Below are 16,461 nucleotides of genomic sequence, written 5' to 3'. Positions count from 1 at the left end.
GCTGCCCTCGAGCAACGCATGGGCGTACGTCTGTTCAATCGCACGACGCGCAGCGTGTCCCTGTCCGAGGCTGGCGAGCAGTTCGTCGCGCGCATCCGCCCCGCGCTCGGTGAGATATCCGCGGCGATGGAAGCTGCCAATGCCTTCCGCGACAGCCCGACCGGCACCCTGCGCATCAACACGTCCGAGGGCGCGGCTTCGATGATTCTCGAGCCGATGTTAATCGAGTACGTGCGCCGCTTTCCCGAAATGCGCCTGGACATAGTTACCGAAGGCCGCTTCGTCGACATCGTCGCCGAGGGCTTCGATGCGGGCGTGCGAAGCGCAGGAGACGTGCCGCAGGACATGGTCGGTGTGCGTTGCACCGGTCGCTTGCGTTTCGTTGTCGTTGGCTCGCCGGCGTACTTCGCGAACCGCCGCAAGCCCAAGATGCCTGAGGACCTTCTTGCCCACACCTGCATTCGTAGCCGCCTTCCCAGCGGCACCTGGTATCGCTGGGAGTTTGAGAAGCGCGGGCAGGAACGCCGCATTGACGTCGACGGGCCGCTCGGTCTCGATAATCATCACCTGATGGTCGCTGCTGCACTGGATGGCATGGGGTTGATATGGACCAGTGAATGGAACGTCGCGTCTTACCTCGCTGACGGCCGCCTGGTGCCTGTGCTCGAAGACTGGTGTCCGTACTTCGATGGCCTGAGTGTTTACTACCCGGCGCACCGGCACATGTCGGCGGGACTGCGCGCCTTCATCGATCTGGTGCGCGAGAAGACGGAAGCAGCCGCGACTTAGAAGAATGCGGCAGGGCTCAACGCGAAGCGCTTCGACAAAGCGCGGATGTGATTCGTCGTGAGTTCGCGCTTACCGGCAAGGATTTCGGAGACGACGCTTTGCGTGCCGATCTCGGGCAGTTGGCTCTGTCGCAGCCCATGTTGCTCCATGAGGAAGCGTAGGAGATCCGTGCCGTGGATTTTGGCTTGTGGGTAGTGTTGCTGGTCGTAGGCGTAGATCAGATCCGCCAGGACCATGTACAAGGAATGCTGAGGGTGCCGCGGTTCCATGGCACCGGTATCGACGAGTGCGTCGGTGAGGCCGACGACTTTGTCATAGTCCCGATCATTTTCGACGTGGCAGACCCCAGAAATTTTCTGGAACTCGCCCCACTGAGCGAAGATCGCTTCAAGAGATCGTTTTATCCTCATTTCCAGTCTCCTCTTTCGTACTGGGCGTGCGTCAGGACGGCCGCGATATAGCAGTGCTGGGCGCGGTAATCTCGGCGGTTGCTGATGACCCGCATGTCACTTTTCCATGAGTGGCGAAGGGGATACTATCGCAAATTGCGATAACATCAACTGTCGTCCTGATCCGCCTTGCGGCGTGGTCGCTTGCGTCGCCCAAACAGAGCTTCCTTTATAGTGCGTACCTTCGGACGGACATTTCTAGCGCGATAGTCCACACCGCCATGCATCCGCAAGGGACGCCATGTTCGTAAGGCAGCTGCATTACCTCGTCGCCCTGGCCGAACACAAACACTTCGCCCATGCGGCGGAGGCCTGCTGGGTATCGCAGCCGGCCTTGTCTGCAGGCATCCGGCAGCTTGAGCGCGAACTCGGCATCATGATCATTCTCCGAGACCGGCGCTTCCAGGGCTTCACGCCGGAGGGCGAACGTGTGCTGGTCTGGGCGCGGCAGACGCTGGCTTCGCTTGAAGGCCTGCGACAGGAGGCTGCTCTTGCCCAGGCGGTGGCTGGCGGCCATCTGGCTATCGGTACCGTGCCTTCAGCATTGCGTGCGGTGTCGATGCTCGCCAGCGAATACCGCCGGGCCATACCGAAGCTCACGCTCGAAGTCTTCTCGCTGAGTACGCGTGACATCCTGCATCGGCTGAAAAATAAGGAAGTGCACCTCGGACTGGCCTACGCCGATGGCTGCGATCCGACGGTGTTCGAGAGCGTCGTGCTTTATTCCGAGCGTTTCGTTCTTCTGTCCAGCGACAAGGCCGGCCTGCCGACCAAGGCGTCGTACAGCTGGGCCGAAGCCGCGCGCTTTCCGCTGTGCCTGTTCAACCACGAAATGCAGAACCGGAAAATCGTCGACGCGGCGTTCCGTCAGGCCGGCGTGGCGCCGAACGTGGTCGTCGAAACGAACACATTGACCGTGTTGTACGAAGAGGTGCGAACGGGCGAGGTCTGCAGTATCGCGCCGGTCAGCGCGTTACCGGATTACCTCCTGGCCAGCGGCATAAGCATCCGACCGATCGAGCCCCAGCAGCTGTCGCCGATGAGCTTGCTGCGGTTGCGTCAGGAATCTTCGCCGGCCGTGGTCAGCGCGGCGTGGGACATGGCGCCCATGATGGATCTTCAGGGACGACTCGACGGCGTGTTGGAGGCGGCGACGCCGCACGTTCGCTGATAACCGCGACTGGTGCAGCGCAACAACGTTTGATAAGCGCTCTTTATCACCGCATACCTACAAACGATTGGCGGCCCTCTCCAACGCGGTTGCAGACTCCGGCGGAAAACGTGTCCAGCACGTCCATCCCGCACAGGAGAGCTCCATGGCCAAGGTCGTCTGCGTCCTTTATCCCGATCCCGTCACCGGCTACCCGCCCGAATACGCCCGCGACGATATTCCGGTCATCAAGGGATATCCGAACGGCCAGACGGTGCCATCTCCTGCCGGCGAACTCGGTTTCAAACCGGGCGACCTGATCGGCTGCGTGTCCGGCGAACTGGGCCTGCGTAAATACCTGGAAGCCAACGGTCACGAACTCATCGTCACCAGTGACAAGGAGGGCGCGGACTCCGTGCTCGACAAGCACCTGCCGACCGCAGATGTCGTTATCTCACAGCCATTCTGGCCGGCGTACCTCACGGCCGAGCGCATTGCCAAGGCAAAGAACCTGAAGCTTGCGATCACCGCCGGTATCGGTTCGGACCACGTGGATCTGAAGGCCGCCAGCGAGCACGGCCTTACCGTCGCCGAAGTGACCTTCTCCAACAGCATCAGCGTGTCCGAGCACGTCGTCATGATGGCGTTGACGCTGGTACGCAATTACCTCCCGTCCCATCAGATCGCCAACAACGGCGGCTGGAACATCGCCGACTGTGTCAGTCGCAGCTACGACGTCGAAGGCATGCATTTCGGTACGCTCGCCGCGGGCCGCATTGGCCTGGCCGTGCTCCGACGCATGAAGGCGTTCGACGTGCACCTGCATTACTACGACCCGCACCGCCTTTCGCCGGAGATCGAGAAGGAGCTCAATGCCACCTTCCACGAGACGCCGGAGTCGCTGTTGAAGGTGTGCGATATCGTCAACCTGCAGATGCCGCTGTACCCGTCCACCCAAGGCATGTTCGATGGAAAGAAGTTCGCGCTGATGAAGCGGGGCTCGTACCTGATCAACACCGCACGCGGCGCACTGTGTGATCGCGATGCCGTGGTACGTGCCCTGGAATCCGGTCAGCTCGCCGGTTACGCCGGCGACGTTTGGTACCCGCAGCCGGCGCCGATCGACCATCCGTGGCGCCGCATGCCGCACCAGGGCATGACGCCACATATCTCGGGTACGTCGTTGTCCGCACAGACACGCTATGCCGCGGGCACGCTGGAGATCCTGCAGAACTTCTTCGAGAATAAGCCCATCCGTCCCGAATACCTCATCGTGGACGGCGGCAACCTTGCCGGTACCGGCGCCGCTTCGTACAAGCTGACCTGACGGGGCGGGGCGTGACAGGGAGCGGATCCACCTCCGGGGCGACAGCCCCGGAGCCATCGCCGTCCGGGCCGCGACTGGGCAAGGCGAACTTCGCCCTTCGCGGGCTCATCGGCGGCACGATCACCATTGCAATGCTGGCGTTGGTTGGACAGGGCATTCAGCAGACGCTGCTGATCGCGCCTTTCGGTGCATCTTGCGTCCTGCTGTTTGCCGCGCCTGAAAGTCCTTTTGCCCAGCCGCGCAATCTCGTCGGCGGTCATCTGCTGACCGCCAGCGTCGGCATGGCCATGCTCTGGATCGCCGGTAACGGCATCCTCAGCACCGGACTTGCCGTCGGCCTTGTGATCGCGCTGATGGAACAGACCGGTACGGTCCATCCGCCGGCGGGCGCCAATCCCATCGTGATCATGCTGGCAGGCAAGACAAGCCTGGCTTTCCTGCTGGCCCCGATCCTGCTGGGCGTGGCGATCCTTCTGCTTCTCGCCCTTGCGATCAACAACGTCGGGCCACGGCGGTGGCCCCTGCGCTGGCGGTGAGTGATCTTCAGGGTTGCCGTGTCGCGCGGTAGGACACTTGTAAAATGACCAGTGGTCATTTACGTTATGACCACTGGTCATTTCCGAGGGTATCCCATGGCATCGCAAGGTTGGGCGCTGGTCACCGGCGCATCGAGTGGGTTGGGGCGGGACTTCGCCCATGCGTTGGCCGAGAAGGGCAGCGACGTCGTATTGGCGGCACGTCGCGAAGAGCCGATGGAGAGACTGGCCGAGGAGCTGCGCTCGCGTTATGGCGTGAAGGCACGTGTCATCGCGTTGGACCTGTCGGCCGAAGGCGCTGCCGCGTCATTGAAAGCACGTCTGGATGCGGACGGCATCGTGGTCGGCACCCTGATCAACAACGCCGGCCACGGCATCACCGCTGAGTTTCTGGATGCTCCGGTCGAGCGCATCAACGCCATGCTTCGACTGAACGTGCTCGGCCTGACCGATCTGACCCACGTGTTCGCCGGCGACATGGCGAAGCGCGGCGGCGGCAGCATCATGCTTGTGGCAAGCGTCGCGGCATTCCAACCCTGTCCCCATTTCGCGGCGTACGCGGCCAGCAAGGCCTACGTGTTGTCGCTGGGCGAAGCACTGCACACCGAGCTGAAAGCGAAGAGCGTGGTGGTCACCGTGCTCTCGCCTGGCGTTACTGAGACCTCGTTCTTCGATGCCGCCGGCGAGGCGCCGAACGCGGCGATGAAAAGAATGATGATGAAGTCGCGCCCCGTTGTCGACATCGGCCTTGCTGCCATGGCGGCCGGCAAGTCGGCGGTCGTGGCAGGCCGCATCAATCGCGTGATGGCCTTCCTGTCCCGCCTTTTCTCGCGACAGCAGCTCTCGCGTATCACCTATAGAATGGCCACTACCTGATGATGGACTGAGCGTGCATGGTTCGATACGCCCTGGCGGCCGAGGATAAGGAAGCGCGTCGCGATGCGATCCTGGCCGCCGCACGCACGCTGTTCCTCCGCGATCCGGAGAAGCTCCCATCCGCCGCCGCCATCGCCACCGAGGCGGGGCTGGCCAAAGGCACCGTGTACCTGTACTTCGCGACCAAGGAGGAGATCTTCATGGATCTCCTCCACGTCGAGCGTGTGGCGTTGATGAGCCGCATCCGCGAGGCGTTCGCGCCGGACAGTCGGTCGGTAGACGAGAAGGTCGCGACTTTTCTCTCCGCTTACGTCGCGCATGTCACCGCGCAACCGGACATCCTGAAACTCGAATCACTGGGTTACAGCGTGCTCGAGCGGAACATCGAGCAGGAAAGACTGCGCGCCTATAAGCAGGAGCTCGGCACAGCCCTGGTCGACGCAGGCACCGTGGTCGAGGCGGCGCTTGGATTGGCCGAAGGCGAGGGCGCGCGCGTGCTGGTGCACAACTATGCGCTGACGCAAGGGTTGTGGCAGGCACTGGATATTCCGCCCGATTGCCTTGAGATGATGGGCGATGCGGCTGTGGCGTTTACCAGTCTCGATTTCGCTAGCGAACTGAAGGTGTCGCTGGATCGTTATTGGCGGGGGCTGCGAAGCCAGGGGTAGCCATCGTCAGTCCCAGCGGTTCGCATTCTTGGGAAATCCGGGCCGCTGGACGCGTACGACACAAAAGCGCTGCCCGGTCGGCGCCTGCATCACCACCCACCGCTCGGGCCGACCGACCACGGCCGCGCCTAACCCTTCCAGTCGAGCCACTTCAGCCGGAATGTCGTCAGTCTCGATGTCGAGGTGGACCCGGCTTCCGTGAGTCACTTGCTGGATCTGCACGATGGGTTCGTCGGGCGGCGTAGCCAGCATGCGGTAGTTGTCGCGCGAGCCTGGATGGTCGAGGTCGACCGGCCGGCCCAGTGCATCGGCCCAGAACCGGGCGGCCTTGTCCACGTCGTCGGTATGGCAGTCGATCAATACCGCGCACAGTCTTGAGTGATGCATGGAGATCTCCGGTCAAACGGCAGGACCTGAATATAGGCGTTTCAGCCCCGGCGCGCGCGTGACTCAATCGGCAGGAAGCATGTCGAGGGATTGCATCCATTTCTCGGCCAGTCGAGGCCAGGCACCGATCGGCTGGTCCTTTTTGCGCAGGCCGAAAGCATGGCCGCCGTTCGCGTAAAGATGCATCTCCACGGGCGCGCCAGCCTGCTTCAGGGCAAGGAAGTAGGTGATCGAGTTGCGGACATCGTCAACCGGATCGTCTTCGGCCTGGACGATAAACGTCGGCGGGGTTTTCGCTGTCACGTGGATCGTCGGATTGAAAACCACACCCTTTCCTTCCCATAGGCGTCCCGGGTAAAGCGCCATGGCGAAGTTCGGGCGGGCACTCAGCTTGTCAGCATCATCGACCGGCTTGTAGCTGTGCTCGGGCGCGTTGCTCACATTGGCGACCATATTGCCGCCTGCAGAAAAGCCGATCACGCCGATCTTGTCCGGGTCGATATGAAGGCTGGTCGCTTGCTGGCGCACAAGGCGAATGGTGCGCTGGGCATCCTGCAGCGCCATGTTCACCTTCGGCTCCCTGCGGCAGTCGCACGATCCGTCCCATTGAGGGCCGCTCGTCGGTACGCGGTACTTCAGCAACACGCACGTGATGCCGTTGCCAGTGAGCCAGTCGCAGATCTCCGTGCCTTCCCCTTCCATGGCAACGACACGGTAGCCTCCGCCCGGAAACACCACGACCGTCGTGCCCGTATTGCTTCCCTTGGGTGGGAAGACCGTCATGGTAGGCCGGGTGACGTTCTCGACGATCGCACCGTCCTTGACGGACTCCGGGCCGGTCACCGGTGGGCGTGCTATGGCGTGTCCCTCGGGCCACAGCGCGACCTGGGTGAGGGGTGCGGGTGGTTCCCACGTGACCGGAGCCGTAGGTGACGAAGACGCGTTTGCACTTGCGCCCCACAGACCGGCGAGCATCGCGGCATGGCGCCATTTCTGATTCATCGACATCTTCCCCTCCTATGAGAGGACGAGGCTAGCCCGCGCAACGGGCTTTTTTATGGCGATGCGCTGGCACAGCGGCTAACGGTGAAACTCGGAGTCGATCACGCTCGTGGCGCGACCTGCGTCGTAGTCGGCCGCATGCGGTCGGCTACGAAGGCGCCGGGGATTGCCCCGAGACAACTGAGAGGTGCGGCAAGCGCACCGAGACCCCACGCTTTAGCGATGTGGAAGCCGGCCTCCTGCAAACCGGCCGGTACAAGGACCACGGCGGCGAACGTGGCCAGAATCCCAAAGAAAGCGCCTGCGCGCCAAAGGGCAAGTCGGGTGGAAAGGCGGGCGGTCATCCTAAGTACCTCGCGTTGGCTGTGGCGATGGTACTACCAGAGTCGCACGCAGTCCGCGTATCCATCATCAACCAACATCTGTCCCAGGGCGGCGTTTGCCTTTGGGCGACGCAAGAGAATCTCGAAAAGACTCGCAGACTGCTGCGAAATCCGCTTCCTCGGCAGTATTCCAGTAGATCGTGTCGCGCAGTGCTACTGCGATCGCAAGCGCTAGTTCCTGTAACAGTCGGAGGAGGGACAACGAGCGCTCATGCTGCTTTCGTAGGCCCGCCATCACTTCCGCGTGCTTCTCAGCGGCCAAAAGGGCACCGTAGTTTTCACCGAAGTGATGCACGATCTTATTCCTCTCGGTGACTAGTTCCTGGATGTATTGTTTGAACAGCTCCGTCTCGCCCGACATCGCCTCGACGAATTGCCCAGCCACGACTCCCAGTGTTTTCTTCGCCAGCGCTTGATGTTCCTTCAAGATCGTCCCGAGCGCCCCGTCATGCTCTCGCATGAAAGGCGCGACGAACTTAAAGAGACGTTCAATCTCTTGACTACACAGCACGATGGCGCCGACAGCGTAGACAACTCGCTGATTTGGATCCAGGATGGATTGCTCAGGCATTGCGGGTACCCCGAGCAAGCAAGGGAATCCAGGCACGAATCTCCTCGTTCGTCATCCCCCTCCCCAGCTTCCCGTCCATGTACCTCCAAGTCACTTCGTGGTGCTCCCGATCCAGCGAGTCGATGCAATCCTTCGCGAGGATGACCTCATAGTCCCTCTGATAGGCATCCACGACGGTAGTGCGCACGCACGCGTGGGTGTTCACGCCAGCAACGATCAGCTGATCGCAATCCAACTGCCTGAGAAGATCGTCGAGATTTGTGCCGAAGAATGCGCTATAGCGTTTCTTCAGAACGAAATGGTCGGACACGTGAACATCCAGTTCGGGCAAGAGGTCTGCTCCTGGGGTACCTGCGATGACGACCATGCGCTGCGTCCGCCGGACCTCCAAGGACGCATCGCTCAGGTCGGGCGCGAATTCTTGCCGCACCCAGACGATGGGAATGGCCGCACTGCGTGCCATGGCGGTGAGGGTATTGGTGTGGGCCGCAAGGGCAGGACGGAGCAGGGTGAGCCGCTGATGGCCGAAGAAGTCAGCCTGCATATCGATGAGAAGGGCAACGGTCGTCACGATCGCACCTCAGGAGGAAAGGGCCATGCTCGCGAATGTACTCCGGGGCGCTAGCGGTGGGCATCGGGCGGATGTCCGAACGTCCGCCAAGAAACGTCCGCGGACACCATGCAGCCATGTCATGTGGCGTATCTGAGCCGCTGGTCTGGTAATTGCTTACCCATCGGTTGGTATCAGGGAGATGCAAGATGGCCAACCATTCGGACACGGCGAGGACGAGCCCAGCCTGGAAACGCGTGCCCTGGGGAATGCAAAACTACATTTTCTTTTACCTGCGCTCCCATCATTTTCCCGTCACGCCCCTCAACACTGAGGCTATGGCGAAGGCCATTGCGGATCGCCTTGAGGCCGGGCCTGTGAAGCACTTCGAGCTGGAGGTAGTGATCGAGCGGAGTGCGGTTGAGTATCGGCTGGAGGAAAGAGAGAGCGAGCCGTAAACGATGGCCATTCCCGCGTACGATGAAGGCCCAACCCGTAAAAGCGAGGCGTGACATGACATTTCGTGTCTTGATCATTGGCGGCACCGGGCAAGTGGGTGCTGCCGTGGTGCGCAACCTGGCTGCCGAGCCGTCCTGTGTCGAAATCGTCATGCTCAATCGCAGGGAGGTTTCCCCGCCCGCTGATCCTCGCGTGAGGCAGGTGATCCTGGATACATCGGCGGCCCAGTTTCCGGCTGAAGTGACCGAACTCGTCCGTGGCCTGGTGGCCCAGGGCGATCCTGTCTACGCGGCATCCTGCGTTGGCGTCGGTGCGGGGAGCATGAAGTGGAGCGAGGAGGAGTTGAAGGCCCTCGAGGTTGGCGTGGTCGGCGGGTTTGCCCGAGGTTGCCATGCAGCGGGAATCACTCATTTCTCGCTTCTCTCCGCGGTAGGCAGCACGCCGAAAAGCAGGTTTCGTTATGTGCGGGTCATGGGGTTGAAGGAAGCAGCCATTGAAGCGATTGGATTCCAGCGTCTCGCGATTTTTCGTCCTGGGATCATCGCAGGCAATGCCCATACGCCGGGCTATGTAGCCTGGTTGGGGCGTTTGATTCCGGGTCGGTTTGGCGCGATTGAACAGGAGGATATCGGGCGGGCGCTTGTCGCGGAATTCGTCAACCACTTGACCGCAAACGGGGTGGTGTACCTCGAAAACAAAGCGATGAGGCAGAGATCCCGTGCACTAAAATAGGCAATGGGCGCCTTAGCGTGATTGCTGTAAGGCCTTGCGGTGAGGAACTCCTTCAGCGCACCTGCGTTTCCCGGCTCCCGCTCCGCGGCACGAGCACGGCTTTTGCGCGGATCAGGAAGTAGGCGGAAAACAGCATCACCGCCACGAGGGTTGCACCCACGCCGATAGACGCGGCCGTCGATCCACGGTGCAGGATCGAGAACAGCAACGCCCCGTTTCCGAGGATGCAAATGAATGCCCAGATCTGCACAATAATGTGCGCCCAAGGCATGCGGCTAACCACGGCTAAGACGACTGCGGCGAGGAGCGCGATAGACCAGTACGCCATCCACAGACCGTTGGCGGCATTCCTGGCGTTGGCGACGATCAGGACAGCGAACGTCACGTACAGTATCGGGACGTAGAAACGGTCGCTCTTCGAGAGTCTTTCTATTCCTTTGCTGCGTCCGGCTTGCATTTCGTCTTCGTTGGCGTGGTCCATGCGTTCTCCCCTGAACAATTTGGCCCGGCGACGATAACAACGCGCTGCCGCCCTTACAAGATGAGCGATACCGGATAATGGCCAGAGGCGCGCTGGCGCTGCTACCCTTCGGCATCCAGCGGCTTTTGTGGAGACGGTCCGTTGAAAACGATTGGGATGCTTGGCGGCATGTCCGCCGCCTCCACGCAAATCTACTATCGCGAATTGTGCCGGCTCACGAGTGAGCGGCTCGGCGGTCTTCATTCGCCGGAACTGCTTATCCGCTCGCTCGACTTTGCGGGCATCGAAGCGCTTCAGGCAGTGGGCAACTGGGATAAGGCCGGAGACATCCTCAACGCGGAGGCGCTCGCCCTTGAACGCGGAGGCGCGGAGTTCCTGATCCTGGCCACGAACACGATGCATAAACTGGTGGGCCGGATGATGCAGGGCGTGTCGATTCCCTTGCTGCACATTGCCGACGCCACGGCGGCAGCTGTACGGAGCAGGGAGCTACGTCGGCCCGGGCTGATCGCCACCGCGTTCACGATGGAGCAGCCGTTCTACCTGGACCGCCTGATAGCTGCAGGTCTCGATCCCATCGTCCCCGAAGCAACGGATCGTACCGATGCACACCGGATCATCTACGAGGAGCTTTGCCGCGGCGTCAAGACGCCCGAGAGCAAAGCTCGATTCGTTGCTATTGCTGCCCGGCTGGTGGAGCGGGGCGCGGATGGTGTGATTTTGGGATGCACTGAGGTAGGTATGCTGCTCAACCAGGGGAATGTATCGGTGCCCGTGTTCGACACGACACTGATTCATTGCGAGGCTGCTTTGGATTTCGCTGGAGTAACCAATGACTAAAGTAAAAGTTGCCGGGTTCGGCGTCTCGCTGGATGGTTTCGCTGCGGGAGCCGCACAGAGTTTAGAGAACCCGCTTGGATTGCGGGGCCCGGAGCTCTTCCAGTGGTTCTTCCCAACGCGGACGTTTCGTCAGATGCAGGGAAAAGAAGACGGAGAAACCGGACTCGACGACGAATTCGCAAGACGCGCGATGGAAGGTTTCGGCGCCTTCATCCTCGGCCGAAACATGTTCGGACCGATTCGTGGCGAATGGCCGGACGACGAATGGAAAGGCTGGTGGGGCGACAACCCGCCTTATCACGCACCGACGTTCGTACTGACGCATTACCCGCGGCCATCCATCGAGATGCTGGGTGGGACGACGTTTCACTTTGTCACTGAAGGCATTGAGGTCGCGTTGCAAAGGGCTCGCGAAGCGGCAGGCGCAAAGGACATCAAAATCGGTGGTGGCACGGAGACGGTGAGGCAATATATCCAGGCCGGCCACGTGGATGAAATCCACCTCGCTTTGGCTCCCGTGGTGCTTGGCCAGGGCGAGCCGCTCTTCAATGGTCTGGATCTTCACGCCCTCGGGTACAGGACGGTCGAGCATGTTCCGACGGACAGGGCGACGCACATCGTCCTCGCGAAGTAAGTGGCGAGCGCCTCTTCAAGGGAGTGCTGGTGACGGGCCGCCGTGTCGGGTGTCTGTATTCCTAATCCCGCGCCGAGCGTTTCAACCACGACCAGGCGCTGCTGAGCTATTGGCCAGCCCGACCGGGTCTTAAGTTGGTATTTCTCTGTAACGGCGGAGTGTGCATGGAAGACCTGAACATCGCGGAGATCCTGTCCGAGGACGGCCGCGTGCGCTTTCGGTATGCGCGCTACCTATCTGAGGACGGGACTCGATGGATACGCCACGGCCGCTTCGAGGCGTATCACGTCAATGGCACTATCGCGTCGGAAGGGACGTTCGTCCACGGGGTGGAGCAGGGCGAGTGGCGCGACTATCACCCGAACGGGCAGCTCGCAGCGACCGGCGCATACGAGAATGGGGAAGAGGTCGGCGATTGGCAGTTCTTCGATGAGAGCGGGGCCGTCTCGGAAGATCCCGGGGAGCAGTGATAGCGCCAAACGTGGACCAGGCACCGCTTTCTTATGCCCAGAAACAACAAAGCCCCGCATCGCTGCGAGGCTTCGTCTATAATTGGTGCCCAAGAGAGGACTCGAACCTCCACGGTTTTACCCGCTAGTACCTGAAACTAGTGCGTCTACCAATTCCGCCACCTGGGCAGGTGCCCCGAAGCATCGCTGCCCCGTGAGCCGCGTAGATTAGGTAGGTCCGGGAAACTTGTCAACGATTTTGCACACAGGATGTGAAACTATTTCGCATCCACCTTCAAAGGTCCTTACGTGACGAAGAAAAACTCAGGTTCGGGAGCCAGTCGCGGCCCCCGTAAACCCAAGGCCAGCCGCCCCATCGTCGATCCCCATGCCGACCGGGAAGCCGCGCTGTACGACCAGCCGATCCCCAGCCGCGAGGCCATCCTCGCGCTGCTCGACGACCGCGGCGAGTTGCTCTCGGAAGAGAGCATCGCCCATGCGCTGCGCCTGTTCACCGATTACGAGATCAATGCCCTGGGCAAGCGCCTGGGTGCGATGGTCCGCGACGGCCAGCTGCTGCGGAACCGCAAGGGCGACTACGCCCCGGCCCAGAAGCTCAGCCTGATCCCGGGTCGTGTCATCGCCAATGCCGAAGGCTACGGCTTCCTCCGTCCCGACGAGGGTGGGGAAGACCTGTACCTGTCGCCGGCGCAGATGCGCAGCGTGCTGCACGGCGACCGCGTGCTCGCCAGCGTGGTCGGTATCGACCGCCGCGGCCGCCAGCAGGGTGCGATCGTCGAAGTGCTCGAGCGCCGCTCGCCGCGCCTGGTCGGCCGGGTGGTTATCGAGAACGGCGTGACCCTGGTCGAGCCGGACGATCGTCGCCTGCACCAGAACATCATGATTCCCGCGGGCCGTGAGGCCGGCGCCAACTCCGGCGAGATCGTCGTCGTTGAGATCACCGACCCGCCGACCCCGCACCGGGGCCCAATGGGTACGATCCGCGCCGTCCTCGGTCAGCGCCTGCAACCGTCGCTGGTCGTCGAAATGGCGATCGCCAGCCATGACCTGCCGCACGAATTCCCCGTCCAGGTGGTCCGCCAGGCCGAGGAAGTCGAGCCGAAGGTCACCTCCGAGGAGCGCAAGGGCCGTACGGACCTCCGCAAGTTGCCGCTGGTCACCATCGATGGTGACGACGCGCGCGACTTCGACGACGCCGTCTATGCCGAGCCGCTGAAGGATGGCGGTTTCCGTCTCGTCGTGGCCATCGCCGACGTCTCGCACTACGTGCCCGTGGGCACGCCGCTGGACGTGGAAGGTTACAACCGCAGCACGTCTACGTACTTCCCCGGTTTCGTCGTCCCCATGCTGCCGGAGACGCTGTCGAACGGCATCTGCTCGCTCATGCCCAAGGTGGAACGCCTGTGCATGGTCTGCGACATGGAGATCGACGAGGACGGTGATGTCACGCGCTCCAAGTTCTACGACGCGGTGATGTACTCGCACGCACGCCTTACCTATAACAAGGTGTGGCAGGCCGTTGGCGAGCGCAACGCCGATGTCCGCCAAGAAATCTCCGACGTGCTCCCGCACATCGAATCCCTGCATCGCCTGTACAAGGTGATGGCCAAGGCGCGTAAGCGTCGTGGCGCGATCGATTTCGAAACGCCGGAAGTGAAGTTCCGCATCGGTCCGTCGGGCGACGTCGAATCGATGGGTGCGTCCGATCGCAACGACGCGCACAAGATGATCGAGGAATGCATGATCGCCGCGAACGTGCAGGCGGCCCGCTACCTCACCAAGCGCAAGATTCCCGCGCTGTATCGCGTGCATGCGCCGCCCCCGGCCGAAAAGTACGAAGACCTCCTGCGTTTCCTCAAGGAGTTCAAGCTGAAGATGCCGCCGGCGGACGAAGTCACGCCTGCGGATTTCTCGGCACTGCTCAAGCGCGTGCACGATCGTCCCGAGGCCGAGCTCATCCAGTCGGTGCTGCTGCGTTCGCAGAGCATGGCGATTTACCACGCGGAGAACCAGGGCCACTTCGGCCTGGCGCTGGACGCGTACGCCCACTTCACCTCGCCGATCCGTCGCTATCCCGATCTGCTCGTGCATCGCGCCATCCGCTATGCGCTGACCAAGGGGAAACCGGCCGATTACGTCTACAGCGAAACGCAGATGGCGGCCATGGCCGTGCATTGTTCGCAGCGCGAGCGTCGTGCCGAAGAGGCCGAGCGCGATGTGGACGAGCGCTTCAAGTGCGCCTGGATGGAGAAGCATGTCGGCTCGGAATTCGCCGGCACGATCACCGGTGTCACCTCGTTCGGTCTGTTCGTCGAACTGGCGGCGTCGCGCGTCTCCGGTCTGGTGCACGTCTCGCAGCTGCCGAACGACTACTACAAGTTCGATCCGATCCGTCACCTGCTCAGTGGCGAGCGTACGGGTTCCACGTATCGCCTTGGCGACTACGTGAGCGTGCAGGTGCTTCGCGCCAGCATGGAAGATCGCAAGATCGACTTCCGTCTGGTCGCACGCCTGGCCCAGTTGCCGAAGCCGGCGCCGAAGGTCGAGGTGGCCGCACCGGTCGCACCGAGTTCGGGCATGGCCAAGGCTGGCAAGGCCATTGGCCGCGCGGCGAAGAAGGCCATGGACAGCCTCTTCGGCAAGAAGACCAAGGCTCCGGCTGCGGCCGCAGCGCCTGCAGCGCGTCATCCGGCTCCGACTCCGGCCCCCGCGCCGACCTCGCGCCGCCGTGCGGCGGAGCCGGCGGCGAATGAGCAGCCGTCGTCGCGGCCGCCGCGTCGTCGTTCCGAGGCACCGGCTTCCGGGCCGTCGGCACGTGGCGAGCGGCCCGTTCGCGGCGAGCGGTCGGGACGTAACGAGCAACAGGCACGCAACGAGCCGTCGCCGAGAAAGGCCACCACCAAGAAGACCGCAGCGAAGAAGACCGCCGTGACGAAGCAGCCGACCCGTCAAGCGCCGGTCGCGACTTCGGAAACACCGGCACCGGCCAAGAAATCGGCCAGGCGTCGGTCGCGTAAACCCAGGAGCAAGCCAGAAGCATGAGTGAGTCGTGGATCGTAGGAATCAATCCGGTCGAAGGCGCCCTCGCTAACGACCCGGATCGTGTCCGTGAAGTTCTGGTTGAACAGAACTCCAAGAATGCGCGTGTGGTCGAGATCGCCGCGCTGGCGCGCAAGCTTGGTCTCATTCTGAAAACGGTGAGCAAGGAGCAGTTGGAGAAGCTCGGTGGCGAAGCGCGCCACCAGGGCGTCATCGCTCTCTATCAAACGCCGCCGTTACGTGACGAGACCCACCTCCCGGCGCTGCTCGAAGCGGCGGGTGGGAATGCTTTCGTGCTGGTGCTCGATGGCGTGACCGATCCGCACAACCTCGGTGCCTGCCTGCGTAGCGCCGCGGCGGCGAACGTCACCGCTGTCGTGGTGCCGAAAGATCGCGCAGTCGGCATCACGCCGACCGTTCGGCGCGCTTCCGCCGGCGGTGCGGACCTGATCCCGCTGATCGCCGTGACCAACCTGGCGCGTGCCCTGCGCATGCTCAAGGATGCCGGCGTGTGGATCACCGGTCTGGATGGCGACACCGACAAGTCGATTTACGACATCGACCTGAAGGGGCCGGTCGCACTGGTCATGGGTAGCGAAGGCGACGGCATGCGCCGTCTTACGCGCGATACCTGCGACTTCGTGGCGAAAATCCCGATGCCCGGCGGTATGGAGAGCCTGAATGTCTCCGTCGCCACCGGCGTGGTTCTGTTCGAGGCGCTGAGGCAACGAGGAACGAAGCGATGAGCAGCATGTTGTGGCATGACTGGACCGGCCTGGTCGGCGTGGCGCTGGTGTTGATCGCGTTCTTCCTGCTCCAGGCCCACAAGCTCTCGGGGCAGGGCTATACGTATCAGGTGATGAACCTGGTCGGTGCCTTCGGCATCCTGCTGTCGCTCATCTTCGGCATGTTCAACCTGCCGGCCTTCCTGCAGGAAATGGCCTGGTTCCTGATCAGCGTCTACGGCATTGTCCGTGGCGTGCGGGCGAGGAAGGCCGCGGTGATCACCCCGGACAGCCTGCCCTGACGAGCAGCGGGTCAGCGAGGGGTTACACAGCCTCGGTATAATGAGGGCAGATCGGCGCAAGGCCGGTCTGCCCGTGGGGACGACCCCATGG

The 16,461-nt window shown here is 62.3% G+C and carries 20 protein-coding genes and 1 tRNA gene; 14 read left to right on the top strand and 7 right to left on the bottom strand.

Annotated elements, in window-relative coordinates; translation table 11 throughout:
• Window positions 1-18 precede the first annotated feature (18 nt).
• Window positions 19-789: a LysR substrate-binding domain-containing protein gene (locus tag C8J98_RS10470; protein WP_233260188.1), complete on the top strand. Its 771-nt coding sequence runs from the start codon at window positions 19-21 to the stop codon at window positions 787-789.
• Here C8J98_RS10470 and C8J98_RS10465 read toward each other — a convergent pair.
• Window positions 786-1,199, bottom strand: a complete 414-nt coding sequence (locus C8J98_RS10465; RefSeq protein WP_107913149.1) for a transcriptional regulator — start codon at window positions 1,197-1,199, stop codon at window positions 786-788. The two genes, C8J98_RS10470 and C8J98_RS10465, sit on opposite strands and share 4 nt — an antisense overlap.
• A gap of 280 nt (window positions 1,200-1,479) precedes the next feature.
• On the opposite strand from C8J98_RS10465, the gene C8J98_RS10460 reads away from it, so the two are divergent.
• The 5 genes from C8J98_RS10460 to C8J98_RS10440 all read left to right on the top strand — a co-directional run bounded on the left by C8J98_RS10460 (window position 1,480) and on the right by C8J98_RS10440 (window position 5,795).
• Window positions 1,480-2,409, top strand: a complete 930-nt coding sequence (locus C8J98_RS10460; RefSeq protein ID WP_107913148.1) for a LysR family transcriptional regulator — start codon at window positions 1,480-1,482, stop codon at window positions 2,407-2,409.
• Window positions 2,410-2,554: 145 nt separating this feature from the next.
• A complete protein-coding gene (locus C8J98_RS10455; RefSeq protein ID WP_107913147.1) occupies window positions 2,555-3,715 on the top strand; it encodes an NAD-dependent formate dehydrogenase in 1,161 nt (386 codons plus the stop codon).
• 11 nt (window positions 3,716-3,726) lie between these two features.
• Window positions 3,727-4,251: an HPP family protein gene (locus tag C8J98_RS10450; protein WP_199229879.1), complete on the top strand. Its 525-nt coding sequence runs from the start codon at window positions 3,727-3,729 to the stop codon at window positions 4,249-4,251.
• Between the two features lie 96 nt (window positions 4,252-4,347).
• Window positions 4,348-5,127, top strand: coding sequence for an SDR family oxidoreductase (locus tag C8J98_RS10445; protein ID WP_107913145.1), 780 nt, complete (start codon window positions 4,348-4,350; stop codon window positions 5,125-5,127).
• A 17-nt stretch (window positions 5,128-5,144) separates the two neighbouring features.
• Complete coding sequence (locus C8J98_RS10440) at window positions 5,145-5,795, top strand: TetR family transcriptional regulator (protein WP_107913144.1); 651 nt, start codon at window positions 5,145-5,147, stop codon at window positions 5,793-5,795.
• Between the two features lie 6 nt (window positions 5,796-5,801).
• On the opposite strand, the gene C8J98_RS10435 is transcribed toward C8J98_RS10440, so the two are convergent.
• From C8J98_RS10435 to C8J98_RS10415, 4 genes are all read right to left on the bottom strand, one after another.
• Entirely contained in the window at window positions 5,802-6,182 is a 381-nt protein-coding gene (locus tag C8J98_RS10435) for a VOC family protein (protein ID WP_107913143.1), read from the bottom strand.
• A 63-nt stretch (window positions 6,183-6,245) separates the two neighbouring features.
• Complete coding sequence (locus tag C8J98_RS10430; RefSeq protein ID WP_199229878.1) at window positions 6,246-7,184, bottom strand: alpha/beta hydrolase; 939 nt, start codon at window positions 7,182-7,184, stop codon at window positions 6,246-6,248.
• 411 nt (window positions 7,185-7,595) lie between these two features.
• On the bottom strand, window positions 7,596-8,138 hold the full coding sequence (locus C8J98_RS10420) for a hypothetical protein (protein WP_107913141.1): 543 nt from the start codon (window positions 8,136-8,138) through the stop codon (window positions 7,596-7,598).
• Entirely contained in the window at window positions 8,131-8,709 is a 579-nt protein-coding gene (locus tag C8J98_RS10415) for an isochorismatase family cysteine hydrolase (protein WP_107913140.1), read from the bottom strand. Before C8J98_RS10415 ends, C8J98_RS10420 begins: the two co-directional genes overlap by 8 nt.
• Window positions 8,710-8,897: 188 nt before the next feature.
• Here C8J98_RS10415 and C8J98_RS10410 point away from each other — a divergent pair, with 188 nt between their 5' ends.
• Entirely contained in the window at window positions 8,898-9,146 is a 249-nt protein-coding gene (locus C8J98_RS10410) for a hypothetical protein (protein ID WP_107913139.1), read from the top strand.
• Between the two features lie 55 nt (window positions 9,147-9,201).
• Window positions 9,202-9,879 (top strand): NAD(P)H-binding protein, encoded by a 678-nt coding sequence (locus tag C8J98_RS10405; protein ID WP_107913420.1) that lies wholly within the window; start codon window positions 9,202-9,204, stop codon window positions 9,877-9,879.
• Window positions 9,880-9,931: 52 nt separating this feature from the next.
• Here C8J98_RS10405 and C8J98_RS10400 read toward each other — a convergent pair whose 3' ends face one another.
• On the bottom strand, window positions 9,932-10,360 hold the full coding sequence (locus C8J98_RS10400) for a hypothetical protein (protein WP_107913138.1): 429 nt from the start codon (window positions 10,358-10,360) through the stop codon (window positions 9,932-9,934).
• A gap of 141 nt (window positions 10,361-10,501) precedes the next feature.
• Here C8J98_RS10400 and C8J98_RS10395 point away from each other — a divergent pair, with 141 nt between their 5' ends.
• The 3 genes from C8J98_RS10395 to C8J98_RS10385 all read left to right on the top strand — a co-directional run bounded on the left by C8J98_RS10395 (window position 10,502) and on the right by C8J98_RS10385 (window position 12,304).
• Window positions 10,502-11,200 carry an aspartate/glutamate racemase family protein gene (locus tag C8J98_RS10395; RefSeq protein ID WP_107913137.1) on the top strand — a complete coding sequence of 233 codons (699 nt, stop codon included), beginning with the start codon at window positions 10,502-10,504 and terminating at the stop codon, window positions 11,198-11,200.
• Entirely contained in the window at window positions 11,193-11,834 is a 642-nt protein-coding gene (locus C8J98_RS10390) for a dihydrofolate reductase family protein (RefSeq protein ID WP_107913136.1), read from the top strand. The genes C8J98_RS10395 and C8J98_RS10390 overlap by 8 nt, the downstream gene beginning before the upstream one ends.
• A 164-nt stretch (window positions 11,835-11,998) precedes the next feature.
• Window positions 11,999-12,304, top strand: coding sequence for a hypothetical protein (locus C8J98_RS10385; protein ID WP_107913135.1), 306 nt, complete (start codon window positions 11,999-12,001; stop codon window positions 12,302-12,304).
• Between the two features lie 83 nt (window positions 12,305-12,387).
• Here C8J98_RS10385 and C8J98_RS10380 read toward each other — a convergent pair.
• Window positions 12,388-12,472, bottom strand: a tRNA-Leu gene (locus tag C8J98_RS10380).
• A 186-nt stretch (window positions 12,473-12,658) separates the two neighbouring features.
• Between C8J98_RS10380 and rnr the strand changes: the two genes are divergently transcribed.
• From rnr to C8J98_RS10365, 3 genes are read left to right on the top strand one after another with little or no spacing between them, the layout of a single operon-like run.
• On the top strand, window positions 12,659-15,346 hold the full coding sequence (gene rnr, locus C8J98_RS10375; RefSeq protein WP_107913419.1) for a ribonuclease R: 2,688 nt from the start codon (window positions 12,659-12,661) through the stop codon (window positions 15,344-15,346).
• Complete coding sequence (gene rlmB / locus C8J98_RS10370) at window positions 15,343-16,089, top strand: 23S rRNA (guanosine(2251)-2'-O)-methyltransferase RlmB (protein ID WP_107913134.1); 747 nt, start codon at window positions 15,343-15,345, stop codon at window positions 16,087-16,089. Before rnr ends, rlmB begins: the two co-directional genes overlap by 4 nt.
• Window positions 16,086-16,370: a hypothetical protein gene (locus C8J98_RS10365; RefSeq protein ID WP_107913133.1), complete on the top strand. Its 285-nt coding sequence runs from the start codon at window positions 16,086-16,088 to the stop codon at window positions 16,368-16,370. Before rlmB ends, C8J98_RS10365 begins: the two co-directional genes overlap by 4 nt.
• Window positions 16,371-16,461: the final 91 nt, after the last annotated feature.

Origin of the sequence: Luteibacter sp. OK325 (assembly GCF_003050935.1) — a bacterium.
Classification (GTDB): domain Bacteria; phylum Pseudomonadota; class Gammaproteobacteria; order Xanthomonadales; family Rhodanobacteraceae; genus Luteibacter.
Note: the sequence above shows the minus strand (reverse complement) of the source record. Positions and strands in the feature narration are given on the sequence as shown.